This is a genomic window from Mesorhizobium sp. C372A (assembly GCF_030323245.1).
GTDB lineage: Bacteria > Pseudomonadota > Alphaproteobacteria > Rhizobiales > Rhizobiaceae > Mesorhizobium.
Genome location: NZ_CP100475.1, coordinates 320,821 through 343,477, shown reverse-complemented (window position 1 = coordinate 343,477; position 22,657 = coordinate 320,821). Strand labels below are relative to the sequence as shown.

The window sequence follows — 22,657 nt, the reverse complement described above, 5'->3', positions numbered from 1 at the left end:
GCTGCGGATTCCGCTGACCACGCCGCCGGCACTGGCGGGGCGATGGTGAAGGCGCTGGGCGTTTCATGATCCCGGTCCCGAGCCAGGTGCGGATCTGGTTGGCGGTCGGCCGGACCGATATGCGTCGCGGAATGCAAGGCCTCGCTCTGCAGGTTCAGGAGACGTTGGGCCGGGATCCGCATGCCGGCGATCTTTATGTCTTCCGCGGCCGCAGCGGCAATCTGACAAGATTATCTGGCATGATGGGCTCGGCATGTCGCTATATGCAAAACGGCTCGAGAAGGGCCGGTTTCTATGGCCGTCGCCGGCGGACGGCACGGTTTCCATATCACCGCTCGCCTACATGCTCGACGGGATCGATTGGCGCAACCCGCGTCACACGTTCCGCCCTGAGCTCGCGGGCTGAGTTTTTCTTTGAGTTTGCGCGATTTTCCGCGAGTCAGCGGACGCGTTTTATGATTCACTCCAGGGCATGGTTGCCACCGCGGATGCTGTTCCGGACGATATTGGCGCGCTGAGAGCAGCGCTGACCGCGGCGCTGGCCAGAGCCGAAGACGAGGCCGCACGCGCTGCGCTGGTCCAGGCCGAACTGGCGGTCGCCAGGGCCAAGGCATCGGATGATGCGGCGCTGATCGCACATCAGGATCTGACGATCCGGAAGCTGCAGCGGGCGCTGCATGGTCAGAGTTCTGAACGTGCCGCCCGCCTGCACGACCAGATGGAACTCACCTTCGAGGAACTCGAGAGCACGGCAACGGAAGACGAGATCGCCGCCGAACAGCCAGCGGCCCGGACCCTGAGGGTCGACGTCATTCAACTTGGCGCTGACGATCAGGCTGTAGAGAACGGCAGCGCGCTGTCCGCCGCGATCGGAACCGCAGAACAGCCAGGACTTTCAGACGAGAGCGATGCCGCGCAGGGTTCGCTCGGCTGCATTATTCGATAGGCAGATCCGCCCATCGTCTAGGAACCGGGTGAAGGACGACCAGCGGCGCAGCATGTAGTTGAAGGCCATGGTCAGATCGTGTCCGCGAGAGAGCTTGTCGCGCGTCTCGATCATCCAGCGCTCGAGCTCGGTGACCAGCGGCACGCTCCGCTCTTGGCGCACGGCATGGCGTTGGCCTGGCGACAGGCCGTTGATCGCGCGCTCGATATCGAACAGGGCATCGATGCGCTTCACGGCTTCAACCGCGAGCGGATAGACCAGGTTGGGCTTCTCGCCGTGCGCCTTCTTGCGCGCCGCCGCCTCGATATCGGCTAGCTCGAACACTTTGCGCCGGCTGTGAGCCCAACAGCTGGCTTCCAGAATAGGCGCTGGCTGACGGGCCGCCGCATAGAGATCGCCATAACCGCCATTGGCATCGGCCTGCAGAATGCCGCTCCAGCCGGCGAGATGCGCCGCGGGATGTTCGCCTCGGCGATCGCGGGAATAGGAGAACACGACCGCCGGCGGATCGGCGCCGCCGAGCGGTCGGTCATCGCGTACGTCATCTGGGTGTACGGCGCCAACGACGACGACGGAACCGCCAGGGCCAAGGCATCGGATGATGCGGCGCTGATCGCACATCAGGATCTGACGTTGTCGCACGGTCGCCCGATCTCAGCCTGATGCGACAAGCGCCAGGTTCAGCGTGTCAGTGACGTCCTCGGCCTTCATGGTCGTGCACAGCTTCCAGGCGATGATGTAGCGGGAGAAGTCGTCGAGAATGGTGGAGAGGTAAAACCAGCCCCAGCCGATGACCTTCAGATAGGTGAAGTCGGTTTGCCAGAGCTGGTTGGGCGCCGTCGTCTTGTCCTTGAACTCCTCGGCGGCCTTGATCACGATGAAGGCCGGGCTGGTGATGAGATCGTGCGCCTTGAGCAGGCGATAGACTGAGGCTCCGAGACAAAATAGCTTTGGGTGTCGGTGAACGTCACGCCAGTTCCCGTGGGCTGAGCTCCGGCTACTCCAGGGCAAGCTCGACGATCCTATCCCGGACGTCTTGCGGGATGCGGTTCCATACCCGGCCAGGCCGTGGGCTACGATCCTCGAGCGCATCGACGCCACCCGTCAGGAAACGATCATACCATCGGTGGAAGGTGGCACGCGGGATACCGAGCCGTTCCAGCGTGCGAAGCGCCAGCAAGTGCGATCGCTCGACAGTCTTGGATGATCTCGAGCTTCTCTGAGGCGGGGTATCTCATTCGTCGTCGCCCCCATCCGCGATTATGCTTTTTTTGAGCAGCTGCAGTTCCAGCGCCTGTTCGGCCACGACCTCTTTCAGATCGCGCGACTCGGGGCGAAGAACCTTGACCTCGTCAGTGCTGGCGGCACGCGCAGTATCACCTGCCAGCCGCTTCTTGCCGGCTTCGAGGAATTCCTTCGACCAGTTGTAATACAGGCTCTCGGCGATCCCTTCGCCGGCACAACGCCGCGATCGACTCTTCCTCGCGTAGTCCCTCCAGCTCGATGCGGATCTTCTCCTCCGCACCATACTGCTTGCAGGTGACCCGGCGGATGTCCTTGATCACCGCTTCTGCAGGGCGCTTTTCCGTCCCGGATTTCTGTCTCATCTTCGCTCCTTGAATGGCTACGATGAACCAGAAATCCTCCTCTCTCAGTTAAACCGATTTTGTCTCATTGCTGCTGACGCCGCATACTCTAGCGACGTTTCAAAGCGCGCTGGCTTCCGCAGCCCGTATTTCAGCAGCCAACGCATTTTGGTGCAAACTATCGTTTCTAATTACTATAGTCCTCAAAATGCAAAGTCTTATCCGACCTATCAACTCGCTTGCACGGACAGTTTCTAACATCCATCATTTCTTCTTGCCCTCCTTCAAGGGTCGTAAAAGCCCGACCGTCAGGCTCGCGAGGCTTATCGGCGCCACCGTATTACGTGATGCCCGACCTCGACGAAGGTCCAATCATAGATCAGGAGACTGAGCGCGTAACGCATGGGATGAGCGCGGAGGATTTCGTTGCGATGGGCCGCGACATCGAAAGCCGAGTCCTTGCACAGGCCGTCAAGCTGCATGTGGAGCGGCGGATTATGCTCAACGGAAATAAAGCAATCGTGTTCTCAGCTTGGCTGAGAACACCTCAAGGTGAAAATCTGTATCTTCGACCAAAGCCAAAAAAGGAGAATCAACATGGCACGGCCCCCAATCCCCGGCAATCCAGGCCACACCCCGCCCCGCCCCTCCGATTGGGTGCCAGGCCCGCCAGACGGCGTTCCGGGTCGTCCGCCCGGCGTTCCGCCTGGCCCCAAGGACCCACCTCAGCTGCCGGATCGTCCAGTAGGATGACCTGGATAGGCTATGGCCATCTGAAAACAGGTATGCTCCCCCACTGGGAGCATACCTGCGTTGGGCGACTGGATTTCGAACTCCGCGACCTGGCATTCTTCGCCCGAGACTCGCTGCGAGTCGACGAAGACCAACTGAAACAGGGGGTGCTCAGCATCGAGTTCGAATGGCCGCTGGCATCCGGGGAAGTCTGCCAGTTTCGCGCAGTTTTCCCCGACAGCTATCCCTTCGTGCGCCCGCAAGTCGCCCTTCGAGGAAACCCGGAAACTTTTCCGCACAAGCATTGCTCACCGACCGACGGCAACCTTTGCCTGTTGGGCCGTGACACAGGTCTGTGGTCCATCGAGTGGACGTTGGCGAAACTTCTGGAGAAGCAACTCGCCAACGCTCTGAATGGTACGGGCATGGAGGATCCACAGGGCGAACCGATGGAATTCTGGTGGAACGCCTTCGCCCCGGCATTCGATGGCTATGTCGACGGCAGCTATATGTTGATCGACACTGCCTGGAATATAGGAGCTGAAACAGAGGGCACCTTGCGGGCGTCTTACTCCCTTCAAAAGATGGACGACAAAATTAGATTCCAGGGTGTGGTCGAGGAAATCAAGGCGAAGGACGGGTCCGTTCTAGCTGCCCGGAAATTTCCGCTTCCTCCCGGACTTCAATTGAAGAAGGTCACGGGCATATTTCCGTGGAGGCGCGTAGGTCGTTTCGCGCCGCCATCGCCCGAGGGTTGGCGGAAGGCGCAGGGCCAGCTTACCTTTGGAGGCGACGTGATCAATAGTGGCTCGCCCGCTATTTCGATGTCCGTCACGGTCCAATCGACGGAACTCAGCCACCGTGTTGACGGCGACACCTGGCTATTTCCACTGCGTTACGGACCAGCAAAGTCGTTCCGCGCTGTGAAGCAAGGACAGAGAGGGACCAGCCCCTCCATGATCATAGTTCCCACGCTCCGCGCCGGGGCCACAGACATCGGCGCCCGAGTTCCATCGGTCGGCATCTTGAAGGATAAGGTAATTGTCATCTTCGGGGTGGGAGCTATTGGTGCCCCAGTTGCGATCGAGCTTGCCCGCAACGGCTGTTCCCATCTCTCCGTCATCGACCATGACATCGTCGAACCAGGAAACTCGATCCGATGGCCGCTTGGTGCGACGGCCTGGGGAATGCGAAAGACGACGGCCGTCAAGCACCACGTGGAATCCGAATACCCGAGCGTCGAGGTCGAGGCGATCCACCACACCGTAGGCATAGCCACGGCCGCCGACGGGAACGGAGGAGATCATGCAGTTCTACCGCCGATTTTTGGGAAGGCGGACATCGTCATCGATGCAACGGCCTCTTCGGGAATCTCACGTTTACTGGCCGACCACTGCAAGTCCGCGGGCAAACCGATGATCTCTCTTTTCGGGACGCTCTCTTTGAAGGGGGGCGTCGTTGCGGCCTATCAGCCGAAATCCGGCTGTCCAACCTGCCGCGAATTTGCCTATGCGAAAGGTTTGATCGAGAAAGCTCCTGGGTCAGGAGAAATCTCCGCGCTAAATCAGCCGGCTGGATGCGCCGAGTTGACCTTCACTGGGGCTTCATTCGATCTTCATGAATTATCGCTGGAAGCTGTCCGGTTGACCGTGGACATTCTCTCGCGGCCAGCCGATTTCAAGGAATCCTTGGTTCACACCCTCACATTGCATGACGGCATCAAGCGGGTGCCGCCGTCTTGGCGGGTGGATGGGTTGCCTCCCATGAAGGAATGCGGATGCAACCCATAGTGTGGGTGCCTCGGGCGATTATGCAGGATATGCAGATCGATGCCGACCGCTGGTATGATCGGGAAACGGGTGGGACCTTCATGGGATACTGGGCCGAAAGCAACGTTGCCGTCGTAACAGCAATGATCCCGGCCGGGCCCCGAGCATTTCACGAGCGAAGCAGCTTTCTCCCTGATCAAAGCTGGCAACAGGCGGAGATTGCGAAGCACTATGAGCGTTCCGGGAGGTTGGACACGTATCTCGGGGACTGGCACACCCACCCCGATGTCGTTTCGAACCGCCTGAGCTGGACGGATCGAGTATGCCTGAAAACGATCATAAAAACCCCAACGGCGCGAAATCAAAGGCCCGTCATGATGCTCATGTGCGGCAAACCGGGTGAGTGGTCTTTGCACTCTTGGTTCTGCCAACTGCGGACCAAGTTATTTCTCTTTGAATTCCTGGATGAGAAAGAAGCGACTATCGAAGCCTACACCAGTCCCTCTTCTGAAACAGGCGAGGAGATCGTAAAAGCTTAATCAAAATTCTGGCCGACACAGGATGAGGGGGAGATGAATTTTACGCATTGCGATTTGGGGCAGTGTTCTCGCGGTCGGAGGGCCGAGATCACTTTCGCGTCGGCAGCCAATCTAAGGTTGCTGGATTTGACGAGCTGCAGCAATTACGGGCACGGAGAACGACCTCAGTATATTGGCCGGCTTGCGACGCAGCCAGTCCGCCTGCAGGTTCCCAAGTCGGCGCGTTGGCATGTAGCCGTCAATATGCAGCGGCTTGAAGGCAGCACTTGTTCCAGCATCAGGAAATTGCCCGGGCCTCTACCCGAATTGCGCGAAGCTTTGTGTTCTGTTCCGTCCCTGGTCACGGATAGTTCGCCGCCGGGAACATCCACAGACGGGAATCGCCAGTACGAGGTGTTCATCTCCCATGCTTCCGAAAGATAAGGATGATGTCGTCCGTCCACCGGCGCTGAATGATGGACTCGTAGTCTGGTCTGACGGATTCGAGCTTCGGATCGGTAACAGCCTCAGGCGGATCGATCAGGGATTAGCGAACAGCCATTCGGCGTGGTCGCTTTGTCAGAGCCGTTCGAAGGCTGGACGAACTACGAAATCGACGGAATCGCCGCTCGGTCTGTCAAACGGGAGCAACAGCTTCTACCCATCTGGCATAAGTCGCCCAAAGCACTGCTACCCAACACGCCTGACGATTTCCGACCTGATCACGTCGGTTATAGCTGCACAGGAATACAATGGTCGCCTTGCCGATCACCGGTCGAAATTGTCAAAGACGAACACTCGCACGGCCCGTCTTTTTGTTGGGTTCGGTGACCCAATTTTCGGCCCGCTGCTCTCCACCAATGCGCTTCGCACTCTCGAACTGCTCCATCAGCACCTTCTTGTGTTGGGAGGCTGCCGTAGCATTTCGGACTAAAACGTCCGAGCTCGCCGCGTAGCTACGGCTGGCGAGCTAATGAATGCGCGACCGTCGCGGCATTTGTAAAGAAAGTCAGCCCGGCCAGTTTAAGAGGTCGGCTTACGATGGGGTCTACAGGCCGGGTGGCGCACAGCAGAGAGATGAAGGGAGTGAGTCAGGACAATGAGGAAGGACATGCGAATTGTCTTCGAGACATTCCTGGAAAAGTTGTCGGTAGGTGTCGATGAGGGTGATTTTCGCGGAGCCTTGGCCGATGTCGCTTTAAGTCTCGATCTACTGGCCTTTGCCTACCTCTCCATGCCGCCGGGGTCGGATGGCAGGCCGGTGCTCATCTCAAATTATCCGGCGCTTTGGAGAGCGCGCTATCTTGAGAACCGGTATCAAAACGTCGACCCGGTCATTTTACGGGCAAGCTATGGAAAATCCCCATTTCGATGGGGATTTGACGTAAAAGGTTCTGATCTGTCCGGGCCTCAGCTTAGGTTTTTCGAGGAAGCAGCGCAGTTCGGCATCCGCTGCGGCGTGACGATCCCGATCATTGATGGCCGCGGCAATTTTGCAGCTATGACCTTTGCCGCTCACAAGACCGATCCTGCATACTTTCGCATGGCCGATCGCTACGAGCAAGGTCTTCCGTTTTTCGCGAGCTGTTTTCATACGTTCGTCCGCTGCAGACTATCGGGCGATCGAACAGTTGGCGGGGTGTTGTTGACGTCGCGTGAATACGAGTGCCTGCAGTGGGCGGCGCGTGGCAAGTCCGCCCGAGATACAGGCGGCATCCTGGAGATCTCGCGGCACACGGCTCAGTTCCATCTGGCAAACGTCCGCAAGAAGCTTGGTGTGACAACCACCCGACAGGCGATTACGCGTCTGGCGGCTTCAGGCTTTTCGCTTCCTGATGAGTCGGCTTGACCTCCGGAACTGCACAGGCTGCGCTTTCGCGGAGGATCGTCTCCAATGGCGAGGAAATGTTTCCCGCCATTGGAGGCGTTTGATGATCCAGCTTATTGCGCCTGAGTGCTACGACGACTTTGCTGACGGACTGCATGCAATGCATCGGCTTCGATTTCGCGTGTTCAAGGAACGCCTAGGCTGGGACGTGCAGGATAATGGCGGCTATGAAATCGATTCCTTTGACGCGCTCAGACCGCACTACCTGTTGTTGCGCGGTTTCGGTGGCCGGGTGGAGGGTTGCGTTCGCCTTCTGTCCTCAGCGGGCCCGACCATGATTCGCGATACCTTTCCGATGCTGTTGGAAGGAAGGGCTGCACCTGAGGATCCGAGCGTGTGGGAAAGCAGCCGTTTTGCGCTCGACATAGCTTCATCTGGGCAAAAGGGAGCGGGCGGTATCGCTCTCGGGACATATGAGCTCTTCGCCGGTATGATCGAGTTCGGCCTCTCACGCCGGCTCAGCCACATCGTCACGGTCACCGACTTGCGCATGGAGCGCATTCTTCGTCGCGCCGGCTGGCCCCTCGAGCGGATCGGCAACCCGCACACGATCGGCGCGACACGCGCACTGGCGGGCTACCTCGAAGTGTCGAAAGCGACACTTCATGCGGTGCGACAAAACAGCGGTATCGACAGTCCGGTGCTATGGGCGCCGGTGCTTCGCCGGGTGGCGTGAATGTGACGCCCGGCAGGAGAGCACAGTCATGTCCACGTCTCTTGCGACGGACGCCGATCTGCCCGACTGGTGGAATGATAGCGCATACGACTATGCCGCTCAGCTGACGCTGCGTGGCTGGGCTTGGGAGTTTTTGCGGCGCAATCCGGTATTCCAGCATGATGTGCTTGCTGCGCGCCGGCAGGCCAACAGTTTGCCGCATGGAACCACCGTCGAGGTGATCGCGTCGGCCGGCAACCTGTCGCGCTGGGGTGTTTCGTTTCGCTGAATCTTACGGGCGCAGTGCGACTGTGTTTTGGTGTCCCCGCCGGTGTCCAAGCGTGTTGCCTGTAATTGCGGAACGGCGATTTGCGTCATCGACGATATCGTCGTTCGAGTTGGCGGCATTGCCATGTCGTGCTGCAGTCCTGCTGATGCCCGACAAGAGCCAGGAGGTTCTTCTTCGTGATGCGGAGCGCAGCCTCCAGCTTGCTGTTTCGGGAGCGGATGTCCTGCATCCTGTTTACCTGCGCACCGAGGCGATCTGGCCGGCAGCACTTTCGAAGCATCGTCTGTTAGCGCTGGAGTGCCTCAATGCCCTTTGTGCCTACGGAAAACTCCCCGCGCGCTTGTTTCCGCCAGAAAGACGCGGGCCCCGATTGAACTTCGTCCTCCGCGCGCTCGATGGCGCGCTTGCCGGAGCATCACATCGCGAAATCGCCGAAGCGCTCGTCGGCCAAGCGCGCGTCCAGTCCGACTGGAAGGATCCTCAAGATCACCTGCGCGATCGTATCCGGCGCGCCGTCTCACGTGGCCATGCGCTAATGGACGGCGAATATCTGAATTTCCTTCTTTGAAGAGCATGAGATCCGCGCTGTGCGTCAGCCGGCAAACAGTTCCTTGTAGCCGGTCGTCACCATCCAATTAGCACGGTCGATATGGTTGCGGAGGGCCTTTTTGGCGCGGACCGGTTCAATGGACGGGTCAATGCCGAGAATGCGATTGGCCATCTCCTCCTCGCTGGCATTGTCGGCACAGGCATCCAGGATACGCAGATAGATCGTGAAATGCTCCCTGTCGTAGCTCGTAAGGCTCTCCGACCATGGGACTTCGTCGGCAATCGGCGTGATCGATTTGGGCTGTAACATCGCTGACTATACCTCCGCAAAACGGCCTCCGCGAAGCGCTCCGCCAGCGGATTGAAATACTCAATGTGGATTACATATTTTAGTTGATAAACTCAAGCTGCCTAATCCGCCGGCTATCGTGCATGGATATGCGCAGATTGGTCGGACGGAATGTGCAGAGGATCAGGCTAAGGAAGCGTCTGACGCAGGAGCAGCTTGCCGAAATTTCCGGGTTCAGCCAGCAGTACATCAGCGGCTTGGAGAAAGGACGAAGAAATCCGACCATCATCACGATCTATGAACTGGCATTGGCCCTCGACGTCAGCCACACGGATCTGGTTCGGCCCGACAAACAGGCCTGACCCACCGGACTTCCAAGAAATTGCTAACGGGCCCGCGCGCCTCCCAGCGCGCCGGCTGCTCGTGGACCCCCGGTCTTCTTCGGCAGGCTCCAGCGATCTTGCCCCGTTCGGCTTCGCGCCCCGGCGCGGGGCAGCCTGTCGGCTGCTACTGGCAAGTACCTGGTCGGGCGCAGGCGGGGACGCCCACTCTTAAGTTGATCAGAACGTTCCTCCGATTCGGACACCTCCCGCCTAGGGGTCACAAGGCCCCACCCCTCTAATGATCCGGGTCCACTCGCCCGTGCAGCGTGGAAAGGGCGCACGAGGCGCCCTTCATTTCCGATCAGCTATCAGCAGCCGCCTTCACCTTTCGTTGTTAGAAGCGATAAGTGAGACCTGCGCCTATTAACCAGGGATCGAGCTCCGCCTTCCCCGTCAGCTTCGCGCCGTTGACCGTGACGTCGAAGTCTGGCTCGAGGAAAACCTTCTTCACGTCGAAGTTGACGCCCCAGTGCTGATCCACCATGTAGTCGAACCCGACCTGCAGCGCGGTGCCGAACGTGTTCTTAACCTTGAGAGCATCGGCGCTGCCGGCATCCTGGTTATAGAATATCGTGTAGTTCACGCCGGCGCCGACATAGGGCTTGAAAGCGCCGAAATCGGTAAAATGATACTGCAAGGTGAGCGTGGGTGGCAGCAGCCAAACCTTACCGATATTGCCCAGTCCGCCGATCGTTCCTTGGCCCTCGATGTTGGCATAGCTGGTGCCGAGGATAAGCTCGGTGGCGATGTTGTCCGTGAAGAAATAGGTGATATCGAGTTCCGGCGTCACCGTGTTTGAAAAAGAAAGATCGGAGCGGGGCACTGCATTGACGTAGCCCGAATCCTCAGTGACGACCCCCAACGCACGCAGGCGGATCTGCCAAGGGCTTGGCGCTTCCGTGACCGAGGCTCCTGCCTGCGGGACGCACGCGGGGTGCGCAAGGTCCGCCGCGACGGCCTGCTGTCCCGCCACTATGAGGATGATGGCCGCTGTTGTTCCCCGCGCCACGCCCATTCGCTTTTTCGCCATGATATTCTCTCCTTGCTCTTCAGAAATGATGCGATGCACTATGAAATCCTGCTGGAATCGACGGAGCGCTCAGGCGCAGTTGCCTGGGACAGCGCACACATTGTTTGCGCCGTGCTCGCAATCTTCGACCTGTACTCACTTGTTGAAACGTTGCCCTTTGTCTCCGTTCCACCTATCGAACGCCCTCGGCTTGCCAGCCGATCGCGCTGCGAAGGAAATTGATGCCCAGGGCAATGAATGCGGCCCGCTCCCGATTGTTCTTGTCGTAGCCGTACCCGCCGGCGCCGGGCTCGTAGAAGTAGGCGGGATAGCCAAGAACCTGCAGCTTTGCGGCCATCTTACGCGCGTGGCCCGGGTGGACGCGGTCGTCCCGCCTCGTGGTGCCAAGCAGGATCGGCGGATAGGGCTGTCCTGGTATCGCGGCGTGATAGGCCGAGATTTCCTTTAGGAAAATCCATTCCTCCGGCTTGTCGGGATCGCCATATTCGTCAATCCAGCTCGCGCCCGCCAAAAGCTTGGTGTAGCGGCGCATATAGATAAGCGGGACTGTGCAGAACAGCGCGCCGAAACGCTCAGGATAGCGGGTAAGCATATTGGCGATCAGAAGGCCGCCATTCGAGCAGCCCTGGGCGGCAATCCGCCTCGGCAGCGTAATGCCTCTTCGCACGAGGTCGGCGGCAACGGCGGCGAAATCGTCATGGGTGAGCCGCTTGCCCTCTTTGCGCCCGGCCTCGTGCCAACGGGTGCCGAACTCGCCGCCGCCCCGGATGTTCGCCACCACGCACGTGCCGCCGCGTTCGAGCCACAGTTTGCCGAGCGAGGAGTTGTAGTGGGGCAGGACCGATTTGCGGTACCCGCCGTAGGCGGTGAGGTGAACCGGGGCATCCCCGTTCCCATTCGCCGGACCGACCTGCGTATAGGGGATCATCTCACCATCGGTCGAAACTGCCTCGTGGCGCGCCACCACCAACCCGGATGCGTCGAAATTCTCCGGGTCGCGCTTCAGGATTACTGGAGCGCCGAGAGGCGCTGCGGCATTGAGGTCCAATAGGAGACGCTTCGGCGGTGTGATCGGGTCCTGAGCCGAAACGAGGACCTCTCCATTGGTCTCGTGAGGTTCAGCATCGAGCGACCAAAGGTCAACAGTCCCTTCGGTGGGCACGGTGTCCAGCGCTCGGCGCGTCCATTCGTGGCCCTCGGGGGTGAACATCTCGAAACGTGGATCGAGGTTGACGAGGTAGGAGATAACGAGCTTCCCGTTACTCCAGAAGAATGATTGCAGGGAGCGCCTGTCCCCTGGTTCAAAGAGGATGGCAAAACTGCGCTCGCCGGCGATGAAGGAGGAAAGCGAGATGCTGATCAGCGCGTCCGCGGCATGGGTCATTCCTCCCACTGTCCATGGCTTGCGCGGCTTTATCGCCAGCCAGTCGCCGAAGCCGCTCCTCCAGGCGTCCCGAGGAAGGTCGATCAGCATCTTGGGCCCGCTCCTGTCGCCAATTCTGACGATCTTCTCGAAGTAGGCCGGCCGCTCGGTGAACCATATACGCTCGCTCTCGGCGGTGCGGTCCAGATGGCCGGACACGCCTATGGAGTCGGAACCGGTTTCGAATATTACCGGCGCGGTGAGCGGATCCGCGCCACGCTTCCACAGCCGCACGGTGCGTGCGTAGCCGGAGCGGGTCGCCATGCCATCACCAAGCGCACTGGAAAGCAGAAGCGTGTGAGGGTCGATCCAATTAACCTCGCCCTTGGCCTCCGCGAGGTTGAAACCATCGGCGACAAAGCTAACAGATCCCAGATCGAATTCGCGATGCGCGACCGCGTCGCTGCCGCCGCGCGACAGGCGCAGAACTGCTCTTTCCCGTCTCTCTGGCTCAAGAGACGCGCCGCCCCAGATCCAGTCCTCTCCGTCACTAGCGGCGAGGGCGTCCAGGTCGAGCAGTAGCTCCCACTGGGGATCAACTTTCATGTAGGTGGCAAGGGTGGTCCGGCGCCACAGTCCGCGCGGATTTCCGGCATCTTGCCACAAATTGTAGAGGTGCTGGCCGCGGCGCCCGATCAAGGGGGGCCGGTCAGGGCGATCGAAAATCGCTGTCAGGGCATCATGGTCCCGCTCGAATTGCGTTCCACCGAACTGCTCCAGGGTCCTGGCAGACTGGCTGGCGCCCCAGTCAAGTGCCCGTTCGCCTTCTACATCTTCGAGCCAAAGATAGGGATCATCGTCGGGAGCATTCAGCGTTGGGCGGCAATCGAATGCGTTCATGCCCGGTTAACCCGAAGAGTGAAGTCGCCGGGAAAACAGGCCCAAAGTCTTCCGTTGAAACTCCGCTTTCGCGGCTGCGACCGCATGTTCGGCGCGCATGATCATGTGATGATTTCTCCTGTGTCCGTGCCGCAGCGCGTTTTGCGGACAGCCTCGCAGGAGTCGTGCCAAATGAAAAAATCGTTTCAAAACGACGGGATCGCCCTGATGGCGCTGTGTCTCATGTCCGACATCGTCGAAGATCCGACAACGAATGCAGCCGTGACCGCCTGATAGAACCTCCTGTGCCAGCTCGGTGGGCACTGCGGAATAAGCAGTGAAGCTCACCGCGAAATCGGCCGAGCTTCGGATCGATAAGGGCGACGGAATCGCGATCTCCGGCGAGACACCAGGTTCTGCACAGTCCGTTCATGAAGACTTTGTGCTGGTCTCCATAAGAGAAGTATTCTGGTGCAGAAGGTGCCCGATTAGCTATTTCGGAAAAGGCGACATCGACTTGCAAATCGGGCGCCGCCGGGAGGCGTCCCCCTCAATGTCAGATTTCTAACAGCATTGTAGACCGCCAACCCATTGTTTAATAAAGTTTTCTTCTCTGGCACGGCCCATGCATGGGACTCTGCGAACGCATCAGCGAGACGTCGTCCATGATCATGCGCACCGAAAATGCCGTCGCCGTAGTGAACACCGCGCTCTCGCCTGCCATCAAGCCGCCGAAAGGCCGGCGCGTCATGGTCGGGCCGGCGAATGGGCCGGCTTCAAACACCTTAATGGGCCTGCAAAGCGTCTCGCGTGACGGCGACGCGGGCATCGAGACGAACGGAAAGACTACGTCGTTGCCCCACGTCGCCGGCCTGACCCCTCGATTTCACCGCGCTGGAATGCTCCGGTCTACATTCGACGACGCGAACGCGCTGGACAAATTCTCGCAAACCCGGTCGGGACCGGTGCTCCGAACGTCCGCGAGGGGGTCCAGTGGCTGCGGCCGATATTCGCCGCGAACAAGCCGCTTAGTGGGAAGACTCTATAGGAGGAAGCAGTGGAGTTATCTTGCGTTGGGATCGGTGCTGGCCCGTCCAATTTGAGCCTTGCGTGTCAGCTACACGAGCAAGTTGGGAAAGGGGCGGTGTTCCTGGATCGGCAGGTCGACTTCCGCTGGCATCCAGGCAGTGCATTCGATTCCTCGGAGCTCCAGGTCAGCCACTTCAAGGACCTGGTCACTCTAGTGAATCCGCGATCAGCCTACACTTTCGTAAACTTCCTGCACGAGAACGGGCGTCTGTATCACTTCCTGAACGCACAGTTCCAAGCCGTGCTCAGAGTGGAGTTCGAACAATACCTGAACTGGGTCTTCCACAGGAACCCACTTGTGCGTGGCGGCGAGACAGTGCGCGAAATCCGCTTTGATGGCGAGTTTCGGGTGCGGACGGATAAGGCGGTTCTCGGCGCCAGAGACGTCGTGGTCGGTATTGGCAAGCAGGCGCAAATTCCGCCTCACTTCCAGGGCTGGACTGGACGCAACCTGTTCCACTCATCTGTTTTACTGCACATCCACCCTGAGGTGCGGAGAAAGCATGTCTGCGTGGTCGGCGGAGGCCAGTCGGGTGCCGAGGTGATGTTGCATCTTGTTGGCCTGCCGAAAGATCGGGGGCCTGCCTCGATCACTTGGGTCTCGCAGCGCGAAAACTATCTGCCTCTGGACAACAGCCCGTTCACAAACGAGTTGTTCATGCCCTGCTTTTCGGATCGTTTCGCGGCGATGAGCGAGTCGCAGCGTAAGCTGCTCCTGCGGCGTTTCGTGCTTGCCTCGGACGGCATTTCGGAAAGCACGTTGCGCGCGATCTATCAGGCGCTCTACCGCCACGCATTTTTCGAGCCAAACCGATCCGACATCACACTACGGCCGGGCTGCACCGTCTCGCACTGCATCAACGCCGGCGCGGGTCACAGGCTGACCCTGCAGCACGGCATGGTCGAGGTCGAAGAAGTCACGGCTGACATCGTCATCCTGGCCACCGGTTACGAGAACGCGATGCCAGACTTCTTGGAACCCATCGCGCACCGGCTGGAGCATATCGACAATGAATTAGCTATTTGCGAGGACTTTTCGGTGAGCTGGGACGGACCGCGTGACAGACGCATCTTCGTACAAAACGCGAGCCTCGGGCAGCGCGGCCTGGCCGATCCGAACCTAAGCCTGCTGGCCTGGCGCGCGCGCCGCATCCTCGATAGCCTTCTTGGGCGCGCGCCATGCGCGAACCCCGAGCATCCTGGCTTCATCAGCCATACCTCGATCGAGAGCTGGCCCGCCCCCGTAGCCGAAGAAATGGGCAGCGGGATATGACTCGTAAACTTCTGATTATCGGCGGTGGCATCTTGGGAATGATGTCCGCCTCCGCTGCGGCGAAGGCCAGAGGCTTCTCCGAAATCATCGTGACCGAACAAGTTCTTGGACCAAGCGGCGCATCGCATTATTCTGGGGGCGTGCATTTCCCCTACGGTTGTCAAGACCGTACCAGGTCGCTCACTCGAAAGAGCGCCGTGGCGTTGGCGGCCATGGCTGGGTCGGCGGTCGGATGGTGCCGGCCTATAGCGATGCGTGTCGCGGCTGGACCGGGTGAACCGATTGATCCGGCCCAGTTTACCGAAGCCCTGGACCCGGCTGAGCCTGACATAGGCAGTCTCGCGCCGAGCTTCTGCGGACAAAATCCGTTGGAGCGGAACGCACTTAGCATCGCCGTCCCACATGCGCGGGACCGTCTCCGTGGACCCGCAACTTGCCCAGCGCCCGACTGCCCTAATTGGGATGTCCGACCAACCAGTCTTTCCAACAGGAGGCTTTTCGCATGTTGACTGATGCACAAAGAGACAAGTGGCAGAAAGACGGATACGTCAGGTTCGAAAGCTTCTTTGCTCCAGCGGCTCAGGAAGATATCTCTACTTTTGTCGAAGATATGTCACGCTGGGATGTCAGCGATGATAAATGGCTCATGTGGTTCGAGAAGACGACGGACAATCGAAAGATCATCTCCAAGATCGAGAATTTTCTCGACTTCCATGATCCATTGCGTCGTTTGCTCTTAGAAGATCAGCGCATAAAGTCAGCAGTCGATGATTTGCTTGGAGAAGATTCGCGCAGGCTCAAGGAGTTGCTGATTTTCCACTACCCCGACAGCGGCGGCTATCTCCCGCATCAGGACATTTATCACATTCCACACAAACTCCCCGACCGGATGGTCCATGCCGTGGTTGCCATAGGCATCGACGACTCCGACCCGGAAAACGGCGGGCTTTTCTTCAGCCCCGGCAACCACAAAAAGGGGGTCTTTCCCATGGATGCCGGTGGGGTGATCTATCCTCAAGTCGCCGAAACGTTCTCGTGGGAACCCGTAGTATGGAAGGCTGGCGACATCTTCATCTTCGACGATTACGCACCGCACTACTCACGACCGAACAAAAGCAATCGTTCTCGGCGGACACTCTACTTGGTATTCCAGCGTGCCTCAACCAGTGGGCCGACCCGCGCTGAATATAACGTGCTCAAGCGCGCCCTTAACCCGCCCGAGGGCAAAGTGGCCGATCTCGACAATCTCAAGCCCCCAAATGGCATCTTCTATCGCGATTGAGCTCACGCAGCCAGGCGGAGGCAAGCACACGAAACTGATCGACCGCTCAAAGATGCGCGGACGGTATGGCGGTCTGATTTGCGGGCTCGCGGAGCATCGGACGCTTTGGCACGTGGATTGTGGACGTGGTTGCAGGCGGTCTTCTGTGTGCCTACAGCCCGACTAGCGCCCCCCTTGGTCGCCCGCCTGCCGGCCCAGAGCTGCATTATCCTGGCCGGGCCGCCAACGGGTCGGGCTGCCGTTTCTCTCCATGAAGTGCACTTGAGGCTGTTCGTTGGCAGCCAAAGGTCCGTCCCACTCTTCAAAAGCTTAGGTTCGTTGTCATGCGCAAATACACCTTTTCTCGAACGGAGCTGTCGCGAGCGTTCGGTATCGACACGGCCACGCTTGGAACGGGCAGCGCTCGCACGGGGTTTTCGTTCGGAAAGGTTGGACCCGGGGTCACATCCGAGCCCCATCGGCACGACGAAATCGAGGCCTTCGTGGTCCTGTCTGGTGCGGGCAAGGTCACCACCGACCTTGGGGAAATCTCGGTCGGGGCCGGCGACGTCGTTCTGTTCCATCCTTTTGAAGCGCATGTGCTGCGCAATGACGGGAACAAAGACCTGGATTTCGTCGATGTCTACTGGCGAGACGGCGAGGCCGCCCTTCATGCCGCTGCAAAGACCACGGCTCCACGCGGGCCGACCTTCGTCTTCTCCGCGCCGCCAACGCCAAATGGCGATCTGCATCTGGGGCATCTTTCTGGCCCCTATTTCGGCGCTGACGTCTATACCCGTTTCCTGCGCATGAAAGGAGTCGAGGCGTATCACCTGACCGGAAGCGACGATTACCAGAGCTACGTCGCGACACGCGCCGCTACCGATCAATGGACGCCTGCAAACGTGGCGCGCTACTATTCCGACGAGATTCGCGCCACGCTTGCACTTCTCGATTGTGACGTCCACAGCTTCCAAGCCACAATGGGCGATGACGGTTACCGCGAATTTCAAGCCGCGTGTTTCCGAACTCTTCTGAGCAGCACGGCGGTAGATCTGCGCCAGAGCCCCGCGCTTTTCGATGCTGTGACAGGCCACTATCTTTATGAGCCGGATGTTAGAGGCCTCTGCCCCGATTGCGGCGGCTCCGCCGCTGGCAACATCTGCGAGGAATGCGGCGCCCCAAACCTTTGCCACGACTTGGGTGCAGCGCGGTCACGGCAGTCTGCCGAAGCGCCGCTGGTCGGCTCCCTCCGCCGTCCGGAACTTGCCCTGGACCGCTGCTACGACAATATCGACCGGCATCTAAGGGCATCAGGCGTCTCGCTACGCATCTTGGATCTCTTCGCGCGCCTACGCCAACGCGGCGGATTTTCATTACCCATTACCCACCCCTCGGACTGGGGCCTGCCGGCCGAGGGGTTCCCGGGGCAAGTGACCTGGGTGTGGCCGGAGATGGCCTTCGGTTTTCTGTACAACATCCAGGCGCTCGGCCGCTCGATGGGTCGCGACTGGAAGGCGGAGATGCCCGCCAACGACTGGCAGATTGTCCATTTCTTCGGCTTCGACAATTCGTTCTACCACGCGCTGCTCTACCCCGCTCTTTACGCCGAGGTCTTCACCCACTGGAAGCCACGCATCCGCTATCACGTCAACGAGTTCTACCTGCTCGACGGCAAGAAGTTCTCAACCAGCTGCCGCCATGCGGTCTGGGGCAAGGAGGTTCTGAGCCCAAAGACAGTCGACGTCGTGCGCCTTCATTTGGGCCTGACACGCCCGGAAGGTGAGCGGACGGATTTCACGCTGGACGCGCTGCGCCGCACCGAGAACGAGGTGTTCCAAAGCATCTGGCTGAACTGGCTTGAGGCGTTGAACCAGGAAATCAAGCAGGATTTTGCCGGCCGTGTACCCGATGCAGGCGACTGGAGCCCGGTCGACCGCGCCTTCTTTGCTCGCATAGAGATCTATCGCGCTGCGATGGAGCGGGCATATTCGGACGAAGGCTTCTCGGTCCGGCGCGCGGCCACTCAGGTCTGCGAATTCGTGCGCGATTGCGTGATCTACCGTGGGACGCAAGACTTTGCGGCGGCGCGACGTTTCTATCCAGCCCGCAATCGGACTTCGCTAGCCCTTCAGACGACGGCCGCTGCGATCCTGGCACCGACACTCGCTCCGCTGATGCCCCGCTTCGCCAAAACGCTGGCGCGAGGCATCGATGGCGCCTCAACCGAAACATGGCCCCGGTCCGTCCAGCGCCTTGCGCCCGGGACGCGCTTTGATCTCGGACCCGTGGTGGTGTTCTATGCCAAATCCGGCAATCCTCGATGACGAGGAAACACTATGAGCCCAAAGGTGCACCAGTGAGCTGTCCCCATCTCGACCAGATCTGCGCGGCAATCAAAGCCGACGATGCCAACTATCTTGACTCGCTGTCACTGGCGAGGGAAGCCGCTCTGAACGGTAGAGACTAGATTAGCTGACCTGAACCAACGCGTCGTCAAACAACCCTGGCCCGCCCCTTCAAGGACCGCTCGGCCGATCGCTTCCCAGCCCTTGCTGTTCGTGCCGAAAATGCGTGTGGGCTCGACTGGGCTGACCAACCTCTTCGGCATCGGGATTTCCGTCCTCCAGCCGGTCAAGGCTGTCATTCGGTTCGACCCGCTTGGTCAACATGGCGCGCCCTGGACCGTGCGCCGATCACCAATGTGGATGCGAATGCCGCGTGATGGTACCTTCGATTCTGTCCGAGCGTGTACCGGCGCGGCAGTCAGCCGAAGAACAGCTGAGCTACTGATATCGGAATGTAGCAGGTCCAAATTCTGCCCCTGAAGCCGGATATTGCTCAATCAGCGTTGACGATGGCTTGGTGCACAAGCTTCCAACCAGACCGCGCAATGACAGCCCGTCGCCTGAGGATAGTCGGCGAGGGCCGCCAAATCGCAAGCGTATCCTCCGTCGCATGCGCGCCGTCTTCGCCGAAAATGCAGACGCTTGTCTCGTCGAGAGATACATCCAGCTATTTTAGGGGGTTCCTCAGGATTGCGTGTTTGCTCGGGTGCGGACCGCCCCTCAGTTCCCAATCGAGGAGCGATTCTACAATTCACATGTTTGGAGATCGCTCGCTAGGTAACCCGTCTGTGAACCCTGCAAGCCGATGCTTCAGATGCCGCCCATGCAGAGGTATTTCAATTCGAGGTAGTCCTCGAGGCCATGGCGGGATCCCTCCCGCCCGATGCCGGACTGTTTTATCCCACCGAACGGCGCCGCTTCCGAAGACATCCGGCCGGTATTTACCCCGACCATTCCATATTCCAAGGCCTCGGCGACACGCCAGACACGCTTCAGGTTGGAGGCATAAAAATACGCCGCGAGGCCGTAGATCGTTTCATTGGCATCACGCACGACCTGATCCGCATCGTTGAAGCGAATAATCGGTGCGAGCGGCCCGAATGTCTCTTCTTGCGCCACGGTCATCTCGCTGGTGACCCCGGTCAGGACCGTTGGTTCGAAAAACGTGCCATTCGTGCCGGCGCGTTTGCCCCCGCATTGAATTGCGCCGCCTTTAGCTACGGCATCGGCAATATGGGATTCAATCTTGGCCAAAGCCTGCTTGTCGATGAGAGGCCCGATGTCCACTCCGGGAGCGAAACCGTCACCAACTTGAAGTTGGCGAGCCCGTTCCACGAATTTCTCGACGAACTCGTCGTGAACGCGCGACTGGACGTAAAGGCGGTTCGCTGAAACGCAGGTCTGACCGGCATTGCGGTACTTCGCCTGGATCGCACCGTCAACCGCGGCATCGATATCGGCGTCATCGAAGACGATGAAAGGTGCATTGCCGCCAAGCTCTAGGCTGACTTTTTTGATCTGGGCTGAGCACTGGCGCATGAGTAGGCGCCCGATCTCAGTAGACCCGGTGAAGCTGATCTTGCGGACCTTGGGATTTGTGCAAAGTTCGCGGCCGACCGCGTCAGCTTCGGATGCGTAGACCAGGTTGACGACGCCTTCGGGAAAGCCTGCCTGATGGGCGAGGGCGAACATTGCTCCAGCCACGAGCGGCGTCTGTTCAGCGGGCTTGAGGACGATCGTGCAGCCCGCTGCCAAGGCTGGGGAGATTTTGCGCGCCACCATCGAGGCCGGGAAATTCCATGGCGTTATCGTGCCGACGACCCCGATGGGCTGCTTGATCACCAACATTCGGCGGTCGGCCGATGGTGCGGAGATCGTCTCGCCATAGACCCGATTTGCCTCCTCGGCATACCATTGCAGATACGCCGCAGCATGCGATATCTCCGATTTGGCTTCCGCAAGCGGCTTGCCCATCTCCGCAGTGAGAATTGCAGCGAGATCGTCGGCGTGGTCGATGATCAACTGATGCCATCGCCATAGAACGTCGCTGCGCTCACGTGCGGTAAACCCTGCCCATCCAGGCTGCGCGACATAGGCCTTGTTGATCGCAGCGCATGTCTCCTCGACACCCATATCGGGTAGCTCTGCCAGCACTTCGCCGGTCGACGGGTTGAGAACCTCAAATGTCCGCTCGCCCATCCGCGTGCCAAGTGCCGGCAGGCGATCGATGGGTCCAAACAGGTCAGGGGATCGCAGGTGACGGATCATCGGCGGGCACAGGGGCAATACCGGATTCCTCCTCAACGCAGCAGGTGTATATAGTCGGTGGGGTGTGTATTCCGGACGTAAAGGTTCCTTATAGGGCCTCGGCCATACAGCTAGCAGACCACGGTACCCAAGTGGCAGGGAGAATATCTGAATTCGCTACAAGACGCCTAGCGGTTCTACTAGTCGGGCTCGACGGTCGGTTGCGCGGTGGCAGGTCCGGCCCGCGCGCAACCTTTCCATAGGTCTTCGCTGCCAGCGCCTTCACCGTCTCAGGCTCTGCGTCGCCGGCCAGCACCAGCACGGCGTTGTTCGGTATCCGTTGGAGATCGAGAATGCGTCGGTGCCGTTCAGCTTCTGCATCTCCTCTCCAGCCGTTGACCGGAATGCGGTAGGGCTGATTGGCCGCAACGTCGCGTTGACCTTCCCGTCCAGCAGTTCGTCTCTGTGCGGCAACGGCGCTCCTTCAGGATCGCGTTTCGCTCGCTCTCGATCATGGTCGTTTAGCGGCCTCGAAGCCCATCATCTCGCCCAAAGCGATTTATAGGCGGTGAGGGCGGTATTATAGCCGCTGACTGAGACGGCTCCGTCGAACTCGCTGTCGGCGTGGTTGGGCGTCGCCCTAAAGATCAGACGCTCGAGGGAAGGGGCAAGTTCGGGTTTGCCCGGTGGCTCGTCGGCGCTGCGGACCTTGTGCCAGATCATATGAGTGACGATTTGCGCGGGGTCATGTCGACCGTTCCATGCCATCATCGAGCAGGAAATCCGTAATCTTGCCGCCGTCGGTGGCGGCCAGAGCCGGAGCGGTCGTCGCCAAGGCCAGGGCGGTGGCAGTGAATGCCTTGCGCAGCCAGGGGGCGATCGATGGCTCCGGTTGGAAAGGCAAGTTTCGAGGCAGTGATTTGTTCCTCATTTTCCTGAACGGGCTGCGTCTTCGATCCCCGTGGGAGGATCGGCGGGCAGGCCGAGCCAGATGAATCATGCGGCCAAGGCTCACTCGAGCCTCATCTTGGGATGAGTCCAGGAGACCGGCGGCGGTGTTCTTGGGGGGATGGTCATTGGAGGGATTTTCCTTGATCCGCGACGCCTTGCGGACGACCACGCATGCACCGTGCCAGATCAGAAAACATTCGAGGCATGTGGACAAGTCAGTCTGACATGTTGTGCATCCGACATTGTGGGCCATCGAACGGGGCTGAAGGCGACGCGAGCACGGCTGAGAATATCTTCTTCATTGGAAGACGATTGGGCGCGCTGCTGGGGAAGGGGGACAGGATGCGCTTCGAAGGCCGCTGCACCGATGGTCAGAATTGAAATGTTGTCGCTCCAGCGGACCGATGTCCTCGACAGTCAGACCGGGCGGTACTGAAGGGTAGAGGCGTGAGCAGCGTAGCTAAGTGGGCGCGGACCCAGCTCGCGCGGACCTGTAAAAAAACGGCGGGTGGCGACATTCGCGAGGCGCTGGAAAACGAGGTCGTAGGACTGGGCGGGAAAAACGATGCCGTTGCTGTCTTCTGGCGTGATGGCCTGCCGCGAGGCGGTTGA

Annotated in this window: 18 protein-coding genes and 5 pseudogenes; 15 read left to right on the top strand and 8 right to left on the bottom strand. The window is 59.6% G+C overall.

Features of this window, described 5'->3' with window-relative positions:
- The first annotated feature begins 65 nt into the window (after positions 1-65).
- Together tnpB and NLY42_RS01510 are read left to right on the top strand one after the other, a co-directional pair.
- Positions 66-406, top strand: a pseudogene (tnpB, locus tag NLY42_RS31725) (IS66 family insertion sequence element accessory protein TnpB).
- A gap of 66 nt (positions 407-472) precedes the next feature.
- Positions 473-769, top strand: a pseudogene (locus NLY42_RS01510) (transposase domain-containing protein); the annotation flags it as partial.
- A 9-nt stretch (positions 770-778) separates the two neighbouring features.
- Here NLY42_RS01510 and tnpC read toward each other — a convergent pair.
- Positions 779-1,486 (bottom strand): annotated as a pseudogene (gene tnpC / locus NLY42_RS01505) (IS66 family transposase); the annotation flags it as partial.
- Between the two features lie 117 nt (positions 1,487-1,603).
- Positions 1,604-2,553, bottom strand: a pseudogene (locus tag NLY42_RS01500) (DDE-type integrase/transposase/recombinase); the annotation flags it as partial.
- 191 nt (positions 2,554-2,744) lie between these two features.
- Between NLY42_RS01500 and NLY42_RS01495 the strand changes: the two are divergent.
- The 8 genes and pseudogenes from NLY42_RS01495 to NLY42_RS01465 all read left to right on the top strand — a co-directional run.
- Positions 2,745-3,062 (top strand): annotated as a pseudogene (locus NLY42_RS01495) (formyltransferase family protein); the annotation flags it as partial.
- Between the two features lie 219 nt (positions 3,063-3,281).
- The gene (locus NLY42_RS01490; protein ID WP_023756580.1) at positions 3,282-5,054 is read left to right on the top strand and encodes a ThiF family adenylyltransferase; all 1,773 of its coding nucleotides are present in this window, start codon (positions 3,282-3,284) and stop codon (positions 5,052-5,054) included.
- Positions 5,055-5,083: 29 nt separating this feature from the next.
- Positions 5,084-5,572 (top strand): Mov34/MPN/PAD-1 family protein, encoded by a 489-nt coding sequence (locus tag NLY42_RS01485; protein ID WP_245271317.1) that lies wholly within the window; start codon positions 5,084-5,086, stop codon positions 5,570-5,572.
- A 33-nt stretch (positions 5,573-5,605) separates the two neighbouring features.
- Entirely contained in the window at positions 5,606-5,995 is a 390-nt protein-coding gene (locus NLY42_RS31720; RefSeq protein ID WP_084779909.1) for a DUF1883 domain-containing protein, read from the top strand.
- 667 nt (positions 5,996-6,662) lie between these two features.
- Complete coding sequence (locus tag NLY42_RS01480) at positions 6,663-7,400, top strand: helix-turn-helix transcriptional regulator (protein ID WP_023756579.1); 738 nt, start codon at positions 6,663-6,665, stop codon at positions 7,398-7,400.
- A gap of 82 nt (positions 7,401-7,482) precedes the next feature.
- Positions 7,483-8,115, top strand: coding sequence for an acyl-homoserine-lactone synthase (locus NLY42_RS01475; protein WP_023755976.1), 633 nt, complete (start codon positions 7,483-7,485; stop codon positions 8,113-8,115).
- Between the two features lie 28 nt (positions 8,116-8,143).
- Positions 8,144-8,383: a transcriptional regulator domain-containing protein gene (locus NLY42_RS01470; protein WP_023755977.1), complete on the top strand. Its 240-nt coding sequence runs from the start codon at positions 8,144-8,146 to the stop codon at positions 8,381-8,383.
- A 145-nt stretch (positions 8,384-8,528) separates the two neighbouring features.
- Positions 8,529-8,951 (top strand): DUF2285 domain-containing protein, encoded by a 423-nt coding sequence (locus NLY42_RS01465; RefSeq protein ID WP_023755978.1) that lies wholly within the window; start codon positions 8,529-8,531, stop codon positions 8,949-8,951.
- A 24-nt stretch (positions 8,952-8,975) separates the two neighbouring features.
- On the opposite strand, the gene NLY42_RS01460 is transcribed toward NLY42_RS01465, so the two are convergent.
- On the bottom strand, positions 8,976-9,242 hold the full coding sequence (locus NLY42_RS01460) for a DNA -binding domain-containing protein (protein WP_023755979.1): 267 nt from the start codon (positions 9,240-9,242) through the stop codon (positions 8,976-8,978).
- 122 nt (positions 9,243-9,364) lie between these two features.
- Between NLY42_RS01460 and NLY42_RS01455 the strand changes: the two genes are divergently transcribed.
- Positions 9,365-9,583, top strand: coding sequence for a helix-turn-helix transcriptional regulator (locus tag NLY42_RS01455; protein ID WP_023755980.1), 219 nt, complete (start codon positions 9,365-9,367; stop codon positions 9,581-9,583).
- 355 nt (positions 9,584-9,938) lie between these two features.
- On the opposite strand, the gene NLY42_RS01450 is transcribed toward NLY42_RS01455, so the two are convergent.
- Positions 9,939-10,634, bottom strand: a complete 696-nt coding sequence (locus tag NLY42_RS01450; RefSeq protein ID WP_023755981.1) for an OmpW/AlkL family protein — start codon at positions 10,632-10,634, stop codon at positions 9,939-9,941.
- 172 nt (positions 10,635-10,806) lie between these two features.
- Entirely contained in the window at positions 10,807-12,897 is a 2,091-nt protein-coding gene (locus NLY42_RS01445) for a prolyl oligopeptidase family serine peptidase (protein ID WP_023755982.1), read from the bottom strand.
- Between the two features lie 1,036 nt (positions 12,898-13,933).
- Between NLY42_RS01445 and NLY42_RS01440 the strand changes: the two genes are divergently transcribed.
- From NLY42_RS01440 to NLY42_RS01430, 3 genes are all read left to right on the top strand, one after another.
- The gene (locus tag NLY42_RS01440; protein WP_023755985.1) at positions 13,934-15,238 is read left to right on the top strand and encodes a lysine N(6)-hydroxylase/L-ornithine N(5)-oxygenase family protein; all 1,305 of its coding nucleotides are present in this window, start codon (positions 13,934-13,936) and stop codon (positions 15,236-15,238) included.
- A 502-nt stretch (positions 15,239-15,740) separates the two neighbouring features.
- Positions 15,741-16,520, top strand: coding sequence for a phytanoyl-CoA dioxygenase family protein (locus NLY42_RS01435; RefSeq protein ID WP_023755986.1), 780 nt, complete (start codon positions 15,741-15,743; stop codon positions 16,518-16,520).
- Positions 16,521-16,843: 323 nt separating this feature from the next.
- Positions 16,844-18,826 carry a class I tRNA ligase family protein gene (locus NLY42_RS01430; RefSeq protein WP_023755987.1) on the top strand — a complete coding sequence of 661 codons (1,983 nt, stop codon included), beginning with the start codon at positions 16,844-16,846 and terminating at the stop codon, positions 18,824-18,826.
- An 831-nt stretch (positions 18,827-19,657) separates the two neighbouring features.
- Here the strand turns inward: NLY42_RS01430 and NLY42_RS01425 are convergent.
- The 3 genes from NLY42_RS01425 to NLY42_RS01420 form a co-directional block, all read right to left on the bottom strand.
- The gene (locus tag NLY42_RS01425; RefSeq protein ID WP_198022226.1) at positions 19,658-21,115 is read right to left on the bottom strand and encodes an NAD-dependent succinate-semialdehyde dehydrogenase; all 1,458 of its coding nucleotides are present in this window, start codon (positions 21,113-21,115) and stop codon (positions 19,658-19,660) included.
- Between the two features lie 88 nt (positions 21,116-21,203).
- Entirely contained in the window at positions 21,204-21,380 is a 177-nt protein-coding gene (locus NLY42_RS31715) for a hypothetical protein (protein WP_348528097.1), read from the bottom strand.
- 459 nt (positions 21,381-21,839) lie between these two features.
- Positions 21,840-22,214 (bottom strand): hypothetical protein, encoded by a 375-nt coding sequence (locus NLY42_RS01420; RefSeq protein ID WP_156933859.1) that lies wholly within the window; start codon positions 22,212-22,214, stop codon positions 21,840-21,842.
- A gap of 278 nt (positions 22,215-22,492) precedes the next feature.
- Here NLY42_RS01420 and NLY42_RS01415 point away from each other — a divergent pair, with 278 nt between their 5' ends.
- The gene (locus tag NLY42_RS01415; protein WP_156933858.1) at positions 22,493-22,657 is read left to right on the top strand and encodes a hypothetical protein; all 165 of its coding nucleotides are present in this window, start codon (positions 22,493-22,495) and stop codon (positions 22,655-22,657) included.

Coding starts and splice junctions, on each gene's coding strand:
- NLY42_RS01445 (WP_023755982.1), bottom strand. CDS start 12,897: ATGAACGCATTCGATTGCCGCCCAACGCTGAATGCTCCCGACGATGAT.
- NLY42_RS01430 (WP_023755987.1), top strand. CDS start 16,844: ATGCGCAAATACACCTTTTCTCGAACGGAGCTGTCGCGAGCGTTCGGT.
- NLY42_RS01475 (WP_023755976.1), top strand. CDS start 7,483: ATGATCCAGCTTATTGCGCCTGAGTGCTACGACGACTTTGCTGACGGA.
- NLY42_RS01470 (WP_023755977.1), top strand. CDS start 8,144: ATGTCCACGTCTCTTGCGACGGACGCCGATCTGCCCGACTGGTGGAAT.
- NLY42_RS01480 (WP_023756579.1), top strand. CDS start 6,663: ATGCGAATTGTCTTCGAGACATTCCTGGAAAAGTTGTCGGTAGGTGTC.
- NLY42_RS01435 (WP_023755986.1), top strand. CDS start 15,741: ATGTTGACTGATGCACAAAGAGACAAGTGGCAGAAAGACGGATACGTC.
- NLY42_RS01465 (WP_023755978.1), top strand. CDS start 8,529: ATGCCCGACAAGAGCCAGGAGGTTCTTCTTCGTGATGCGGAGCGCAGC.
- NLY42_RS01490 (WP_023756580.1), top strand. CDS start 3,282: ATGACCTGGATAGGCTATGGCCATCTGAAAACAGGTATGCTCCCCCAC.
- NLY42_RS31720 (WP_084779909.1), top strand. CDS start 5,606: ATGAATTTTACGCATTGCGATTTGGGGCAGTGTTCTCGCGGTCGGAGG.
- NLY42_RS01460 (WP_023755979.1), bottom strand. CDS start 9,242: ATGTTACAGCCCAAATCGATCACGCCGATTGCCGACGAAGTCCCATGG.
- NLY42_RS01425 (WP_198022226.1), bottom strand. CDS start 21,115: ATGATCCGTCACCTGCGATCCCCTGACCTGTTTGGACCCATCGATCGC.
- NLY42_RS01450 (WP_023755981.1), bottom strand. CDS start 10,634: ATGGCGAAAAAGCGAATGGGCGTGGCGCGGGGAACAACAGCGGCCATC.
- NLY42_RS01485 (WP_245271317.1), top strand. CDS start 5,084: ATGCAGATCGATGCCGACCGCTGGTATGATCGGGAAACGGGTGGGACC.
- NLY42_RS01455 (WP_023755980.1), top strand. CDS start 9,365: ATGGATATGCGCAGATTGGTCGGACGGAATGTGCAGAGGATCAGGCTA.